Genomic DNA, 15,439 nt, shown 5'->3' with positions numbered 1-15,439 from the left:
ACGCGTGCGACGCGTCATGACCAGAGACTGGGGAGGTCTTGTGGACGCTGGGCTTACCGTGGGTGAGCGGATCGTGCTGCTCGGGCTGGACGAGGCGGACGGCACCCCGCGTGAACAGCTGCGGGTGGGCTGCGCGGTGGCGGCGGCGCCGCTGCTGGACCTCGTGCGCTCCGGCCGGGTGGTGGCGCGTGACGGTGGGCTCGCCCTCACGGAAGAGCCCCCGGACGACGAGCCGTTGGCGGCGGCCGTGGCCGCGCAGATGCGCCGCGCCCCGGACGCCAAGCCCCAGGCGTGGCTGCTGGCCGTGCGCGACGAGGCGGTCACCGCCGCCTACGAGGGACTGCTGGCCAAGGGCGTGGTCCGCCAGGAGGGCCGCAAGCGGCTCGGCGTCTTCGGCTCCCACCGCTATCCTCCGGCCGACCCCGCGGTGCTGTCGGCCCTGCGCGCCGAACTGTCCGCCGTGCTCCTCGCGAACGCCGAGCCGGCCCCGGACACCGCCGAACTCCTCACCCTGCTGCACCGGGCGGGCCTCGACGCCCTCGCCCTGCCGGACGCGGACCCGGCACGCATCGCCCCCCGCATGGCCGAGGTGTCCGCCGCCCTGGAGCCGGACGGCACGGTGGGCGACGCGGTCTCGGCGGCCCTCGCCGCGGTGACGGTCCTCCTCGCCTCGATCCCGGGCCTGACGGGCTGACCCCGGGCCGCCGCCGCACCGGGACGGACCCGGCCCGCCCGCCGCGTGGCCGTCGTCCGCCCCGCCCCGTCACCCGGCAGCTCGTCCGCCCAGCCCCCGCGCCCCGCCCGAGTGGATCTTCAGCCGCCCGTCGGGCGAAGATGGCCGCGGCCCGGTGCCGGACGAGGTGCCGGGTGAACGGGAGCAGCGGAGGGCAAGTGGCAGAGCGCTACGTCGTCGGCGAACTGGACGATCACGACGAGGCGTGGCCGGACATCCCGGCGCCCGCCGAGCCCGGCGCGTGGCAGGCGCCCGCCGAGCTCGAACAGCGCCTGTACGACATGCTGACCCGCCACGCGGCGAGCGAGTGGCCGGACGAGGAGTCGGCGGAGGAGGCCCGGGGCGATCTCCAGGTCGCGTATCTGCGGGCGCTCGCCGAGGACCTGGTGTACGTGCCGTTCCGGTACGAGGAGACCTCGCCGGACCCCGCCCGGCGCACCTTCCACGTCCACGACACCCCCGTCGGGGGGCTCGTCGCCGTCTACACCCGCGGCCTGCTGCCCCGCCCCCACCCGCACGTGGTCTTCGAGGCCTACACGCTGCGCGACCTGGCCGACGACCTGCCCGGCCACGTCGCCGGCATAGCCGTCAACAACCGCACGCCGGTCCCCATGCTCATGGCGGCCGACGAGGAGGAACGCGAGGTGTGGCGGGCGCTGCACGAGGAGCACTGGGACGAGGACGGCCGCACCGACCGGCTGGTCACCCGGCGCACCGGCGCCCCGCCCGTCGGCCGTCTCCTGCACGGCCTGGCCCTCGGCGCCCACATGTGCTTCGTCAACGGCGAGGCCTGGAACAACCCCCACTACCACGGGCTCGGCCTCTCCATGGAACGCGAACGGCTCGCCAAGTGGTGGGGCGTGACCGGCCGGGAGGAGTGGCAGGAGACCCAGCGGCGGCTGCTCGACCGCGATGTCACCCCCTGGTACTGGGAGTTCGTCCTCGACGCCCGCGAGGCCCTCGCCGAGCGGCAGCCGGGCGGGCGGCCGGGGGCCGTCGACGCCACCGCCTGGCGCGAGTGCGTGGAGCTGACGCTGCGCGAGCGTGCGGCCGGGCTGCCGGCGGAGGAACGCGGCGCGGACTGGGAGGACTTCGTCGGACACGTCGTCGGCCTGGTCGGCAAGGTGCTGCGCTACGAGGCCCGGTTCCGCGCCGACGGGCTGCTCCCGGCGGACGGCACGGTGCGCTCCGTCGCCGCCTGGGACATCGGCCGCGCCTCGATGATGGCCCGCTGGGGGTACGGCGCCCGGTACGCCACCCGCGCCGAGCTGCGCGAGGCCGTCACCGCGGCGAGCGACGCCGCCCGGGCCGCCCACACCTCCTGGCCGGACTTCTCCGCCGGCTACGCGCTGGGCCGCTGCCTGCACTTCGACGAGGAGGAGTTCGGCGGCTGGTACCAGGAGATGCGCGCGGCCCACCACGCCCTGGCCACCCTGCCGGACAGCCCCTGGAGCACCGTGCCCTTCCGGCTGCCGGGCGAGGCGGGGCGGGCCGGGTAGCGACCCGGCCCGGTCCGAACGGAAGACCCTAGAACGTGCCCCCGTACCCCGGTGCGGGATCGTTCACCCAGCCGGCCAGCAGGACCAGGCGCGAGTCGCGGTCGGTGGCGAGGAAGGCGAAGGGGCGGTCGAAGGCGACGCGGACCACCGTGGTCTCGTAGCGCACCTGGGGCGCCCCGGAGCCGTACACGGCCTGTACGGCCGTCACCGCCCCCGCGCGAAAGCCCAGCGGGCCGAACCGGGCCACGGCCGACTGCCGGGCCTGCTCCACGGCCAGTGGCTGCTCGCTCACCCCGGGGAAGTGGCCGAACCGCGGGTCCGCCGCCGTCCTGAGCCCGAACAGGTCGGCCAGGGCCAGCAGATCGTGGTCCGCGCGCACCTCGTACGCCACCGTCGTCACGTCCAGCGACGTGGGCTCGGGCGCGGCGGCCTGCTGCCGCTCCACGTGCAGGCCGGGCCCGACGTGGCCGTACGGCAGGGCGCCGCCCGGCGTGAGAGCCAGCGCGCGCTCCACCACGGCCACCCCGGCCGTCAGGACCTGTCCCGGCGTCATGCGCTCCTCGCCGAGGACCAGATGGACGTCGATCCCGTTGTCGCCGGGGACCGTCAGCGCGGTGACGAAGCCGTCCGCGGTGCCGGCGACGCCCACCCGGTCGGGCCGCACGCTGCGCCGGTGCAGCCCGCGCAGGGTGCGGCCGCGCCAGGGGCCCGCCTCGGGGACGAGGGACCGCTCGTCGAAGGGCTGGCGCCAGCCGGTGTGCAGGGCGAGCGCGCCCGCCAGCACCATCCGCGACTCCCGGGCCAGCGTCACCGGCATCCGCTCGACCAGACCGCCGGTCCGCTCGGCCGCCCAGGCGTCCAGCCGTTCCTGCGCGGTGACGAGGTCGTCCCCGAACACGCCGTGCGCCCCGGCCGGCAGCCCGGCCCGCCACTCGTCGCGCAGCGGCAGCGTGTGGTGCGTCCACAGGCCGAGGGCCGCGTCCAGGCCGGGCGTCGAGCCCAGGGTCGCCAGCAACTCCCGTGCGAGCGGGGCCGCTTGCTCCGCGGGCACGCCCAGCGCGCCCGCCAGCTCCTGCCGGGCGGGGCCCGCCGCGCCGTCCGCGAGCAGGGCCAGCAGGGGCCAGACCCCGGCGGCGGAGAACGCCGTGCCGCCCTGCGCGGCGGCCGCCCAGCGCGCCGTGAGCCCGTTCACCGTGTGCGCGGTGCCCTCGGCCCTGCTGCCCACCTTCATTCCGCCCCCTGTGTCCCGCTTACCTGCGACAAGTCGTAAGAGGCACGGTACCGGGGCCGATGGACTCGCCCGCGGGCGCCCGGAGTTGTCCGGGAGGTACGACCAGGTGTGAAGGGGTGCCCGGGCGGGGGAGAAAGTGCTGGGTGCGGCCCTCCCCGGCCGGATGTCATCACTTCGAGTGATTCTCTGGCCTTTGCTTGCACGGCTCAACCCAGGGTTGCCACGCTGTTGCTGTCTGTACAACCTGATGGGAGCGGCCAGTGACTTTCGGTGAGCAGCCGGCGTACCTGCGTGTCGCGGGTGATCTCCGCAAGAAGATCGTCGACGGTTCACTGCCGCCCCACACCCGCCTCCCCTCGCAGGCCCGCATCCGCGAGGAGTACGGCGTCTCGGACACGGTCGCCCTGGAGGCCCGCAAGGTGCTGATGGCCGAGGGGCTGGTCGAGGGCCGCTCCGGCTCGGGGACGTACGTGCGGGAGCGGCCGGTGCCGCGCCGGGTCTCCCGCTCCGGCTACCGCCCCGGCGGCGGCGCCACGCCGTTCCGGCAGGAGCAGGCCGACGCCTCGGTGCGCGGCACCTGGGAGTCCAGCAGCGAGCAGACGGAGGCCGGGAGCGTCATCGCCGAGCGGCTCGGGATCAAGGCCGGCGAGCGGGTCATGCGCACCAAGTACCTGTTCCGCGAGGCCGGGGAGCCGATGATGCTCTCCACCTCCTGGGAGCCGCTCGCCCTCACCGGCCGCACCCCGGTGATGCTGCCCGAGGAGGGGCCGCTCGGTGGCATGGGCGTGGTCGAGCGGATGCGCGCCATCGACATCATCGTGGACAACGTCACCGAGGAGGTCGGCGCCCGCCCCGGTCTCGCCGAGGAACTCCATCTCCTCGGCGGCGTCCCCGGTCATGTCGTGCTGGTCGTCCAGCGGACCTACTACGCCTCCGGCCGCCCGGTGGAGACGGCGGACGTGGTGATCCCGGCGGACCGCTACCGGGTGGCGTACCACCTGCCCGTGAAGTGAACGGGAGGGCGCCGGTTCACCGGAAACCGCGACCGGTGCCCGTGGCGTCGTACACACTGCCGGAGTGACGTAGCGCACACCCGGGGCTCGTCCCGTACGCGGATGCGCCGGGCGCGCGGCCGGACCCGGTGCGGGACCGGGGTCACCGCGGGATCGTTCCCGCAGGTGGAACCGGGGTGGAGCGGCGGGTGCCCGGACCGGGCCGGTGCCTCCCCGGAGGGCGCATTCGTTCGCGTGCGCCCCCGGCGTTCTGGCTGGTTGCGTACCTCTTTGTGAAAAGGCGTATTCGGTGCGTGAAGGTAGGGCGTACGCTCGGGCATATGCGGATTGCGGTTTCCTTAGGCGAGGCCCGGTGGGGGCCCCGGACGGGATGGGGGTCCCGTGATGCCGGAAAGGGTGAAGAGATCGATGGGGGCGGTGCGGGGCATGAATGAGGGCACGGTTTCCCTGCCCTGGATCGTGATACGGCAGGACGACAACGGCAATCGCTACCGCGTCGGCCGCTACGCGACCAAGGCCGAGGCCCAGAAGGTGGCCGACAGCTTCGAGGACCGGGAGCACAAGCAGCTCTACTCGGTCGAGCGCGTCGCGCAGAACGGGGACGGCGGCCGCAACTGACCGGTGGCGCCCGCGTCAGGGAGCCTCCCGTAGGCTCCGCTCCATGACGCCCGAGACCCGACGGATCGTGGTGGTGGGGGCCGCCCTGCTCGACGGCGGCCGCCTGCTCGCCGCGCGCCGCAGCGCGCCCCCCGAACTGGCCGGACGCTGGGAGCTGCCCGGCGGCAAGGTGGAGCCGGGTGAACGGCCCGAGGACGCGCTGGTGCGCGAACTGCGCGAGGAACTCGGCGTCGACGCCGAGACGGTGGAGCGCGTACCCGGCGAGTGGCCCCTGCGGGAGCCGTACGTCCTGTGGGTGTGGACCGCCCGCCCGCGCCCCGGCTCGCCCGCGCCCCGGCCCCTTGAGGACCACGACGCATTGCGCTGGCTGACCCCGGCCGAGCTGTGGGACGTGCCCTGGCTGGACCAGGACGTGCCGGCGGTGCGCGAGGTCGCCGCGCGCCTCGCCGCCGGGGCCCGCTGACGGCGGCGCCTCGGGGCAGGACCGCCGGTCACCGGACGCCTCACGACCGGGACCCGCCGGCCATCGCGCACCCCGCCGACTGCCGCGCCTCCCCGCCGGGACCCGCCGGCCGTCTCCGTCTAGGCCGTTCGACCCACACACGGACGGCAGGGGCGGTACTGGCCATCACATATCGGGTATGGGCCCATTAACCCCACTAAACCGGACTTGGGTGGGCTCGCGGCCTGGGAAGTGATCGGCGTGATCGACACCGATGGCGACTGCGCCGAGTGGACCTTTCCCGCGGAGCCGGGCGCCGTGCGCAGCGCCCGCGCCGTGGTGCGCGGCCAGTTGCACGGCTGGGACCTCGACTGTGTCGCCGACCTCGCGGCGCTGCTCGTCAGCGAGCTGGTCACCAACTCGCTGCGCTACGCCACCGGCCCCATCGGCGTCCGGCTGGTGCGGCCCGTCGGCGGCGACGACTCGCTGCTCGTGGAGGTCTCCGACCCGCTCCCCGACCCGCCGCGCGAACGCGTGGCCCGGCCCGAGGACGAGAGCGGACGCGGCCTCCAGCTGCTCGCCGGCTCCTCGCGCCGCTGGGGCACCCGGCCCGGCGCGAGCGGAAAGACCGTCTGGTTCGAGCTGGCCGTGCCGAGGTGAGGTCCGCGCAAGCACCTGCCCCGGGGCGGTGGGGCGGGGGCGCATGGGGTGGCACGAGGCGGTGCGGGGTGAGGCAGGGGCGCCCGAGGGCGCGGAGGGGGTGTACACGGCCCGCCGCGTGGCCCCTCGCGTGACTCCGGCTCGCCGGCCGGTGCGGAGCGTGTGGTTCGAGGGCGTGTTCCCTGGTTAGAAGAGTGGCAGTGTTGTCGCGGAGCGGTCCGAAAAACGTCTGGACCGAGCTGTGATCGTGAACACCGTGTCGCGCGGCGCCGTAGTGCTGGATACTGCGGGCAGCCGCCTCCGGTGACCGGTGCCGGGTGCGGTGAGCTGGAGGGGACGGTTCGCGTGAGCGAGATACCAGCGAAGGCCACGGAGTCCGAGGACCCGTCGGACGGCGCGAGGGACCAGACCGCGAAGGGTGCGGCGGCTCCCGGTGACGCCATGTGGCAGAGCAGCCCGCCCGGCTCCATGTACGACTACATAAAGGTGGCTTCCTTCTCCATCGGCCCCGGCGGTCTGGTGGACCAGTGGAGCCTGCGCGCCGAACAGCTCTTCGGCATCCCCGCCGCCCGCGCCGTCGGCATGGACCCCATAGAGGCGTTCGTCGACCCCGACCTGCGCGAACGGGGCCAGCGCAAGATGGCGGAGATCCTGGACGGGCGCGAGTGGACCGGCGTGGTGCCCTTCCGGATGTCGGACCGGCCGGACGGCGGGCGCGGCACGGACGGCCTGGCCGAGGTCTATGTGATGCCCACCCGGACCGTCGAGGGCGAGAGGGCGGCCGTCTGCATCGTCGTGGACGTGCGCACCCTGCGCCGGATCGAGACCGACCTCGCCGCGTCCCAGGCGATATTCGGACAATCCCCCTTCGGCTTCCTGCTCATCGACACCGACCTGCGGGTGCGGCGCGCCAACCAGCGGTTCGCCTCCGTCTTCGGCGGCAGCCCGGACGAACACCGGGGCAGGGAGGTCCACGACTACCTGCCGCGAGGCGAGGCCGAACGGGTCTCGGCGACGCTGCGCCGGGTGCTGGAGACCGGCGAGCCCGTCACCGACATGCACATCACCGGGAACGTCCCCGGCTCCGAGGAGCGCCGCCACTGGTCCGTCAACCTCTACCGCGTGCACAGCGGCAGCGGCCGGACCATCGGCGTCGCCTGGCTCGCCACCGACGTCACCGCCCGCCGCGCCGCCGCCCGGGAGGCCGCCGCCGCCCGCCGCAACCTGGCCCTGCTCAACGAGGCCGGGGCCCGGATCGGCAACTCGCTCGACCTGGAGACCACCGCGCGCGAACTCCTCGACGTCGTCGTCCCCGGCTTCTGCGACCTGGCCACCGTCGACCTCTACCAGGGGCTGCTGACCGGTGACGAGACACCGCCCGGCATGGCCGACGGCAGCGCCGAACTGCGGCGCGTCGCCATCGCCAGCGCCGTGGCCGACGCGCCGCGGTTCGGCTCCACCGAGGCCGTCTCGGTCGGCGCCGTCCACCACTTCCCCTTCCACTCGCCCTGCGCCAACGCCCTGCGCACCGCCCGGCCGCGGTACGTGCCGCCCGAGGAGGGCAGCCTGGTGCAGTCCACGCTGGCCGTGCCGATGGTCGCCCACGACACGGTCGTCGGGCTCGTCCGGTTCGCGCGGACCAAGGGCAGCGAGCCGTTCGGGGACCGGGACCGGGACCTGGCGGTGGAACTGGCCGCGCGCGCCGCGGTCTGCATCGACAACGCGCGCCTGTACCGCCGGGAGCACGAACGGGCGTTGATCCTCCAGCGCTCCCTGCTGCCGCCCGGCGACCCGGAGGCGTCCGGCCTGGACATCGCCTGCCGCTATCTGCCCGGCAACGCGGCGACCGAGGTCGGCGGCGACTGGTTCGACGTCATCGAACTCCCCGGCCACCGCACGGCGTTGGTGGTCGGTGACGTGATGGGCCGCGGGCTGCGCGCCGCGGTGGCGATGGGTGAACTCCGCACGGCGGTACGCACCTTGGCGCTGCTCGACCTGGAGCCTGCCGAAGTCCTCTCCGCGCTCGACGAGATCGCGCGGGGCCTCGGCACGCCCGGCGGCATCCAGCAGGCCACCCGCACGGCACGCCAGCCCCGGGACGCGGACCTCTCCGAGGTGTACCTGGCGACGTGCGTGTACGCCGTGTACGACTCGGTGACCCGGCGGTGCACGTTCGCCAACGCCGGTCATCTGCCGCCGGTGCTGGTGGAGCCCGGCGAGCCCGCGCTGATGCTCGACGTGCCGCCCGGCATGCCGCTCGGGGTGGGCGGCGAGCCCTTCGAGGAGGTGGAGGTCGAGCTTCCGGAGGGGGCGCTGCTCGCGCTGTACACGGACGGCCTGGTCGAGTCCCGGGACCACCCGCTGGACGAGGGGCTGCACGCGTTCGTCGGCGCGCTCACCGATCCCGCGCGGCCGCTGGAGGACGTCTGCGACCACGTCCTCAACACCCTCGACACCCACCACGGCGAGGACGACATCGCGCTGCTGATGGCCCGGGTGCAGGGGCTGCCCGCCGAGTCCGTCGGCGACTGGACGCTGCCGCGGGAACCGCGCAGCGTGGGCCGGGCGCGGGAGCACGCGCGGGCGCAGCTGCTCGGCTGGGGCCTCGACGCGCTCGTCGACACCACGGAGCTGCTGGTGAGCGAGCTGGTGACCAACGCGCTGCGGTACGGCGAGGGGGAGATCCGGCTACGGCTGCTGCTGGACCGCACGCTGGTGTGCGAGGTGTGGGACGGCGGACTGGTGCAGCCCCGGCGCCGGCGGGCGCGGGACACCGACGAGGGGGGCCGGGGGCTGCAACTGGTGCAGCTGCTCAGCGCGGCGTGGGGGTCCCGGCGGACGCCCCGGGGCAAGACGGTGTGGTTCGAGCTGCCGTTGCCCGGCGCCGACGCCGCGCTCACGGACCCGGCGGAGGCGCTGCTCAGCCTGTTCTGAACCGATGGTGTCACGAAGGCGGCGCCAGTCGTCTCCGGGCCCGCGTCCCCGGGCCGCCGAAGCAGGCCGGGGGGCCGCCATCGGGGTCCTCGGCCAGCAGGATGCCGCCGAGCACGGCGCCGGAGAGGCCGGCCGTGCGGTCGTCGGTGCCGGGGCAGGGATTGCCGTGCGCGCGGACGTCCCGTTCCGCCAGACCGCGGGCCTCCCGGGCGGCCGTGTCGGCCCGGAAGACGGCGCCGGTGCCGTCGCCCGCGCGCAGGTGCCGCACCGCCTCCGCCAGCCGGGCGCGGGCCTCGGGGCCCACGGCGCCCCGGTGCACCGCGACGAAGTCGTCGGCCGCGCGGACCGCGGCCCGGGCGACGAGCAGCGCGGCCGTCTCCAGCACCCCGGAGCGGCCCACGTCCAGCCGGTCGGCGGCGCGGGTGATCCGGCGCAGGGCGTCCAGCGGGTCGTACGGCAGCGCGCCGGTCAACTCCTCGCGCACTGAACCGAGTACGCCGTCCGCGTGGGCCAGCCGGGCGTGCAGCTCGCCCGCGGCCAGGGGCGTCCGGGAACCCCCGTGCCGGGCGGTCGCCAGCTCCGCCTCCGCGCCGGTCAGCGCGGCCGGGACCAGCGCGGCGGCCTCCCGCAGCCGTGCCGCCAGCCGCTCCACCGCGCGCACCAGGATCTCCGCCTGGGCGACGGCGCCCTCGCCGGCGCGCAGCTGCCGGGCGGCCCGGTCGCCGTCGCCCGCGACGACGGCCCGGTGGGCCTCGCCGAGGCGGGCGGTGGCGAACAGCAGGCGGCCCTGGGCCTGTTCCACCGAACCGGTGACGGGGTCGGTGGCCGAGGGGGCGTACCGCTCGCGGAGGGCGCTCAGGATGCCGTGCGCGGCGACCGCGCGTGCCGCGAGCCCCCGCGCCCGCGCCCGTGCCACCTCCAGCGCATCGCCGGCGCCCGGGCCCTCCAGCCCGCGTATCTGGTCCAGCGCCGCCGCCTCCGCGTCCAGCCACCGCCCCGCCAGCGCGCACCGCTCGACCACCCCGGCCAGCGCCTGCCGCCGCGCCGCCGACGCCTCGGGCAGCCCCCGCTCGTACCGCCGCCACACGGCGAACGCCGCGGCCGACTCCTCCTCGGCCGCCCGCAACGCCCGCCCGAACGGCTCGGCCACCGCCGCCCCGCACCCCGCCGCCACGAACGACAGCTCCTCACGGCTCGTCCGTACGCAGTCGTCGGCCAAGACCAGGGCGCGGCGTGCCTGGCGTTCGGAGTCGGTGGTGGTCGGCTCGGGCGGGGGTCCGGAGAAGGGGCCCGGGGTCGTACGGGTGCGGCTGCGGCGGACGCGGCGCAGACAGCCGTAGCCCGCCAGCACCGCCGCCGCGACCACCGCGATCAGCGGGAGCACGTAGTCCGCCGCGGACGTCCCGCCCGGGCCCGGCGCCGCGCTCGCGACCGGGCCGGTGGAGGGGGCGGGAACCGGAGCACGGGCCGTGACCGTCATCAACGGCACCATCAGCCACCCGCCCCCCGCCAGGGCGCCCAGCACGGCATGCGTCACCCGCGCCCGTATGTGCGCCTTGGCACGCCGGGGCCGGCCCCGGATCAGGGAGGACGTCACATTTCGGAGCGTATGGGCCGGTGAGGCGCTCCGCGAGCGGGGCCGACACGGGTGGGGGACCGGACGGACAGAGGGGCGGAATGGACGCACAGACGGCACCGACACCGGCGGCGGACGAGGGTGCGGCCGGCACCGGACCCCCCGCGGCCGACGGCAGGTCGCGCGCCCGCCGCGTCCTGCGCCGCACCCTCACCGCCCTCGGTCTGGTCCTCCTGCTGCTGCTCCTCGCCCTCCTCGCCGGCGAGACCGCGTTGCGCGTCGGCTACGCCGGTGATCCCGCCCCCGGCACCCGCACCCGCGACCGGGACGCGCTCTGGCTCGGCCACGCCTGGGTGGACGGGCGCAAGTCGGAGGCCGACGTGCGGGCGCTGGCGCGGCGGCTGCGGGGGACCGGGGTGCGGGACCTGTACGTGCACTCCGGACCGCTGGAGGACGACGGCACACTGCCCGACTCCGCGTACCCGAAGGCGGGTTGGTTCATCAAAACGGTGCACCGGGAGCTGCCCGGGGTGCGGGTGCAGGCCTGGCTCGGGGACGTCCTCGCCACGGAGGGGCCCACCGGGATGCGCCTGGAGCGTCCCGCGACCCGGGCCGCGATCCTCGCCTCGACCCGGCGGATCCTCGGCGCCGGGTACCAGGGCGCCCACTTCGACCTGGAGCCCCTGCACTCGGGCGACCGCCACTACCTCGCCCTCCTCGACGACCTGCGCCGGCTCACCCACGCCCGGCATGCGCTGCTGTCCGTCGCCGCCCATCAGATCGACCCCCTCCCGCGTTTCCACTCCTTCTGGGGCGCGACCACCCATCACCCCAAGTGGTGGTCGCAGGCATACTTCGGGCAGGTGGCCCGCCGGGTGGACCAGATCGCGGTGATGTCGTACGACACCATGCAGCCGCTGCCGAGTCTGTACGGCGGCTACGTGGCCCAGCAGACCAGCCTCGCCCTGGAGGTCACCCCCGATACCACCCACCTCCTCATGGGCCTGCCGTTCTACTACGAGAACCGGTTCGGGCACGTGGGCGACGCGGAGACCGTCCCGGCCGCCGTACGGGGCGTACGCCTGGGCCTGTCCCGCACCGACGCCCACCGCACCCGCTTCGGCGTCGCCCTGTACGTCGACTTCGCCGCCACGGAGGCGGACTGGCGCGCGTACCGGAAGGACTGGGTGGAATGAGCCGCCCGACGGACTAGGACGGGCGGCGTCCGATCTTCGAGCCCAGCCACACCAGCGGGTCGTACTTGCGGTCCACCGCCCGTTCCTTCAGCGGGATCAGCGCGTTGTCCGTGATCCGGATGCCCTCGGGGCAGACCTCGGTGCAGCACTTGGTGATGTTGCAGTAGCCGAGACCGTGTTCGTCCTGGGCCGTGCGCCTGCGGTCCAGGCCGGACTCGGCGGCGGAGTCCAGCGGGTGCATGTCCAGTTCGGCCACGCGCATCAGGTAGCGCGGACCGGCGAACGCCTGCTTGTTCTCCTCGTGGTCGCGCACCACGTGGCAGGTGTTCTGGCACAGGTAGCACTCGATGCACTTGCGGAACTCCTGCGAGCGCTCCACGTCCTCCTGGAACATGCGGTACTCGCCGGGGCCGAGCCCCGCGGGCGGCACGAACGACGGGATCTGCCTGGCCTTCTCGTAGTTGAAGGACACGTCCGTCACCAGGTCGCGGATCACCGGGAAGGCACGCAGCGGGGTGATCGTGACGGTCTCCGCGCGGTCGAAGACCGACATGCGGGTCATGCACATCAGCCGGGGGCGGCCGTTGATCTCCGCGGAGCACGAACCGCACTTGCCCGCCTTGCAGTTCCAGCGCACGGCCAGGTCCGGCGCCTGGGTCGCCTGGATGCGGTGGACGATGTCCAGGACCACCTCGCCCTCGTTGACCTCGACCGTGAAGTCCCGCAGGCCGCCGCCCTGTTCGTCCCCGCGCCACACCCTGAAGCGGGCCTCGTAGCCGCTCATCCGGACAGCCCTCCTTCCAGCTCCTCGTCGGTGAGGTACTTGGCCAGCTCCTCCTTCTCGAACAGGGCGAGCAGGTCCGGGCGGACCGGGGCGGTGGTCTCCCGGGCGAGACGGATGCGGCCCTGGGCGTGGTCGGCCAGCGTGCACAGCAGGTTGACGTTGCGCCAGCCGCGGTCCATCCCCGGGTAGTCCTCCCGGGTGTGGCCGCCGCGCGACTCCGTCCGCTCCAGCGCCGCCCGCGCCACACACTCGCTGACCAGCAGCATGTTCCGCAGGTCCAGGGCCAGGTGCCAGCCGGGGTTGAACTGGCGGTGGCCCTCGATGCCGATCCGGCCGGCGCGCAGCCGCAGCTCGGCGAGCTTGTGCAGCGCCTGCTCCATCTCGCCCTCCCGGCGGATGATGCCCACCAGGTCGTTCATGGTCTGCTGGAGTTCCTGGTGCAGGGTGTACGGATTCTCCGGCGGCCCCGCCTCGCCCCCGGCCCCGACGGAGAAGGGGCGCAGCGCCTCCGCCGAGGCCAGGTCGACCTGCGCGCCGTTCACCCGCGGCCGCTCCCGGGCCAGTGCCCGCGCGTACTCGGCCGCGTACCGGCCCGCGCGCCGCCCGAACACCAGCAGGTCCGACAGCGAGTTGCCGCCGAGCCGGTTGGAGCCGTGCATGCCGCCCGCCACCTCGCCGGCCGCGTACAGCCCCGGCACCCCGCGCGCCGCCGCCGTGTCCGAGTCGACGGCGACGCCGCCCATCACGTAGTGGCAGGTCGGCCCGACCTCCATCGGCTCCGCCGTGATGTCGACGTCCGCCAGCTCCTTGAACTGGTGGTACATGGACGGCAGCCGCCGCCGGATCACCTCCGTCGGCATCCGGGTGGAGACGTCCAGGAAGACCCCGCCGTGCGGGGAGCCCCGGCCCGCCTTCACCTCGGCGTTGATGGCCCTGGCCACCTCGTCGCGGGGGAGCAGCTCGGGCGGGCGGCGGTGGTGTTCGGGATCGTCGTACCACCCGTCGGCCTCCTGCTCCGACTCGGCGTACTTGTCCTTGAACACGTCCGGGACGTAGTCGAACATGAACCGCTCGCCCGCCGAGTTCCTGAGCACGCCGCCGTCGCCGCGCACCGACTCGGTGACCAGGATGCCCTTGACCGACGGCGGCCAGACCATGCCGGTCGGGTGGAACTGCACGAACTCCATGTTCAGCAGCGGCGCGCCCGCGAGCAGGGCCAGCGCGTGGCCGTCGCCGGTGTACTCCCACGAGTTCGACGTGACCTTGAAGGACTTGCCGATGCCGCCGGTGGCGAGGACCACCGCCGGGGCTTCCAGGACGAAGAACCGGCCGCTCTCCCGGTCGTAGGCGAAGACCCCCGAGACCCTGCCCCCGCCCGGCTCGCCGTCCTTCAGCACCCGGGTCACCGTGCACTCCTGGAAGACCTTGAGCCCGGACTCGTGGTCCCCGGTGGCGGCGAAGTCCTGCTGCTGGAGCGCGACGACGCGCTGCTGGAGGGTGCGGATCAGCTCCAGGCCGGTGCGGTCGCCGACGTGCGCGAGGCGCGGGTACTCGTGGCCGCCGAAGTTGCGCTGCGAGATCCGGCCGTCCTTCGTGCGGTCGAACAGCGCGCCCCAGGTCTCCAGCTCCCACACCCGCTGCGGGGCCTCCCGCGCGTGCAGCTCGGCCATCCGCCACTGATTGAGGAACTTGCCGCCGCGCATCGTGTCGCGGAAGTGCGTCTGCCAGGTGTCGTGCTCGTTGGCGTTGGCCATCGCCGCCGCGATGCCGCCCTCGGCCATCACCGTGTGCGCCTTGCCGAACAGGGACTTGCAGATCACCGCCGTACGGGCGCCCCGCTCGCGCGCCTCGATCGCGGCCCGCAGCCCGGCGCCGCCGGCCCCGACCACGACGACGTCCCACTCCTGGCGGTCCACCACGGGCATCAGAAGAACCTCGGATCGTCGAAGGCACCGGACGCGAGCAGGTACACGTAGAAGTCGGCGAGCGCCACGCTGATCAGCGAGGCCCACGCGAGCTGCATGTGCCGGGCGTTGAGCCGGCTCACCAGCCGCCAGGCCCGGTAGCGCACCGGGTGCCGGGAGAAGTGCTTGAGCTGGCCGCCGACGATGTGCCGGCAGGAGTGGCAGGAGAGGGTGTACGACCAGATCAGCACGATGTTGAGCAGGAAGACCAGCGTGCCGAGCCCCATGTGGCCCCAGTGGTGCCGGTCGTCCCGGAAGGACAGCGCGGTGTCGTACGTCAGCACCCCGGCGACCAGCAGGGCCGCGTAGAAGAAGTAGCGGTGGGCGTTCTGGAGGATCAGCGGGAACCGGGTCTCGCCGCTGTACGAGCGGTGCGGCTCGGCCACCGCGCAGGCGGGCGGGGACGCCCAGAAACCCCGGTAGTACGCCTTCCGGTAGTAGTAGCAGGTCAGCCGGAAGCCGAGCGGGAAGATCAGGATGATGACCGCCGGGGAGATCCCCCACCAGGCGCCGAAGACGTCCGCGTTCGGACCCCCGTGCATGGGACGGCAGTTCTGCGCCAGGCACGGGGAGTAGAAGGGCGAGACGTACGGCGCCGCGTAGTAGTGGGCGTTGGCGAAGGCCCGCCAGGTCGAGTAGGCGACGAAGGCCAGCAGACCGGCCGCCGTGCAGGCGGGCGCCAGCCACCAGCGGTCGGTCCGCAGATGGGCGGCGGCGATCGCGGCGCGCCCGGGGGCGCGCACGCCGCCGCCGCGGCGTCGGTGTTCCGTACCAGTGGCCAAGACAGCA

General features: G+C 74.4%; 13 protein-coding genes. 8 read left to right on the top strand and 5 right to left on the bottom strand.

Going from position 1 to position 15,439, the window contains the following annotated elements; translation table 11 throughout:
- Positions 1–40: 40 nt before the first annotated feature.
- Together HZZ00_RS31680 and HZZ00_RS31675 are read left to right on the top strand one after the other, a co-directional pair.
- A complete protein-coding gene (locus tag HZZ00_RS31680) occupies positions 41–694 on the top strand; it encodes a GPP34 family phosphoprotein (protein WP_180329591.1) in 654 nt (217 codons plus the stop codon).
- A 197-nt stretch (positions 695–891) separates the two neighbouring features.
- Entirely contained in the window at positions 892–2,232 is a 1,341-nt protein-coding gene (locus HZZ00_RS31675; RefSeq protein ID WP_257585478.1) for a DUF1266 domain-containing protein, read from the top strand.
- 28 nt (positions 2,233–2,260) lie between these two features.
- Here the strand turns inward: HZZ00_RS31675 and HZZ00_RS31670 are convergent, their stop codons facing one another.
- Positions 2,261–3,463 carry a serpin family protein gene (locus tag HZZ00_RS31670; RefSeq protein WP_180329589.1) on the bottom strand — a complete coding sequence of 401 codons (1,203 nt, stop codon included), beginning with the start codon at positions 3,461–3,463 and terminating at the stop codon, positions 2,261–2,263.
- Positions 3,464–3,723: 260 nt separating this feature from the next.
- On the opposite strand from HZZ00_RS31670, the gene HZZ00_RS31665 reads away from it, so the two are divergent.
- The 5 genes from HZZ00_RS31665 (at position 3,724) to HZZ00_RS31645 (ending at position 9,130) form a co-directional block, all read left to right on the top strand.
- Positions 3,724–4,476 carry a GntR family transcriptional regulator gene (locus HZZ00_RS31665; protein ID WP_180329588.1) on the top strand — a complete coding sequence of 251 codons (753 nt, stop codon included), beginning with the start codon at positions 3,724–3,726 and terminating at the stop codon, positions 4,474–4,476.
- Between the two features lie 426 nt (positions 4,477–4,902).
- The gene (locus HZZ00_RS31660) at positions 4,903–5,094 is read left to right on the top strand and encodes an SPOR domain-containing protein (protein WP_180329587.1); all 192 of its coding nucleotides are present in this window, start codon (positions 4,903–4,905) and stop codon (positions 5,092–5,094) included.
- Between the two features lie 43 nt (positions 5,095–5,137).
- Positions 5,138–5,557 (top strand): (deoxy)nucleoside triphosphate pyrophosphohydrolase, encoded by a 420-nt coding sequence (locus HZZ00_RS31655; RefSeq protein ID WP_180329586.1) that lies wholly within the window; start codon positions 5,138–5,140, stop codon positions 5,555–5,557.
- A gap of 231 nt (positions 5,558–5,788) precedes the next feature.
- On the top strand, positions 5,789–6,196 hold the full coding sequence (locus HZZ00_RS31650) for an ATP-binding protein (RefSeq protein ID WP_374028571.1): 408 nt from the start codon (positions 5,789–5,791) through the stop codon (positions 6,194–6,196).
- A 345-nt stretch (positions 6,197–6,541) separates the two neighbouring features.
- Entirely contained in the window at positions 6,542–9,130 is a 2,589-nt protein-coding gene (locus HZZ00_RS31645; RefSeq protein WP_180329585.1) for a SpoIIE family protein phosphatase, read from the top strand.
- 10 nt (positions 9,131–9,140) lie between these two features.
- On the opposite strand, the gene HZZ00_RS31640 is transcribed toward HZZ00_RS31645, so the two are convergent.
- Positions 9,141–10,727 carry a hypothetical protein gene (locus HZZ00_RS31640; RefSeq protein ID WP_180329584.1) on the bottom strand — a complete coding sequence of 529 codons (1,587 nt, stop codon included), beginning with the start codon at positions 10,725–10,727 and terminating at the stop codon, positions 9,141–9,143.
- 80 nt (positions 10,728–10,807) lie between these two features.
- On the opposite strand from HZZ00_RS31640, the gene HZZ00_RS31635 reads away from it, so the two are divergent.
- Positions 10,808–11,902, top strand: a complete 1,095-nt coding sequence (locus tag HZZ00_RS31635) for a hypothetical protein (RefSeq protein ID WP_257585477.1) — start codon at positions 10,808–10,810, stop codon at positions 11,900–11,902.
- Between the two features lie 13 nt (positions 11,903–11,915).
- Here the strand turns inward: HZZ00_RS31635 and HZZ00_RS31630 are convergent, their stop codons facing one another.
- Genes HZZ00_RS31630 through HZZ00_RS31620 form a run of 3 tightly spaced genes read right to left on the bottom strand, consistent with a single transcriptional unit; the run spans position 11,916 to position 15,432 of the window.
- The gene (locus HZZ00_RS31630) at positions 11,916–12,686 is read right to left on the bottom strand and encodes a succinate dehydrogenase/fumarate reductase iron-sulfur subunit (RefSeq protein ID WP_180329583.1); all 771 of its coding nucleotides are present in this window, start codon (positions 12,684–12,686) and stop codon (positions 11,916–11,918) included.
- On the bottom strand, positions 12,683–14,611 hold the full coding sequence (locus tag HZZ00_RS31625; RefSeq protein ID WP_180329582.1) for a fumarate reductase/succinate dehydrogenase flavoprotein subunit: 1,929 nt from the start codon (positions 14,609–14,611) through the stop codon (positions 12,683–12,685). Before HZZ00_RS31625 ends, HZZ00_RS31630 begins: the two co-directional genes overlap by 4 nt.
- Complete coding sequence (locus tag HZZ00_RS31620; RefSeq protein WP_180329581.1) at positions 14,611–15,432, bottom strand: hypothetical protein; 822 nt, start codon at positions 15,430–15,432, stop codon at positions 14,611–14,613. Before HZZ00_RS31620 ends, HZZ00_RS31625 begins: the two co-directional genes overlap by 1 nt.
- Positions 15,433–15,439: the final 7 nt, after the last annotated feature.

Source organism: Streptomyces sp. NEAU-sy36, from assembly GCF_013423905.1.
Lineage (GTDB): Bacteria > Actinomycetota > Actinomycetes > Streptomycetales > Streptomycetaceae > Streptomyces > Streptomyces misionensis.
This window is presented reverse-complemented; position numbering and strand designations above follow the sequence as displayed.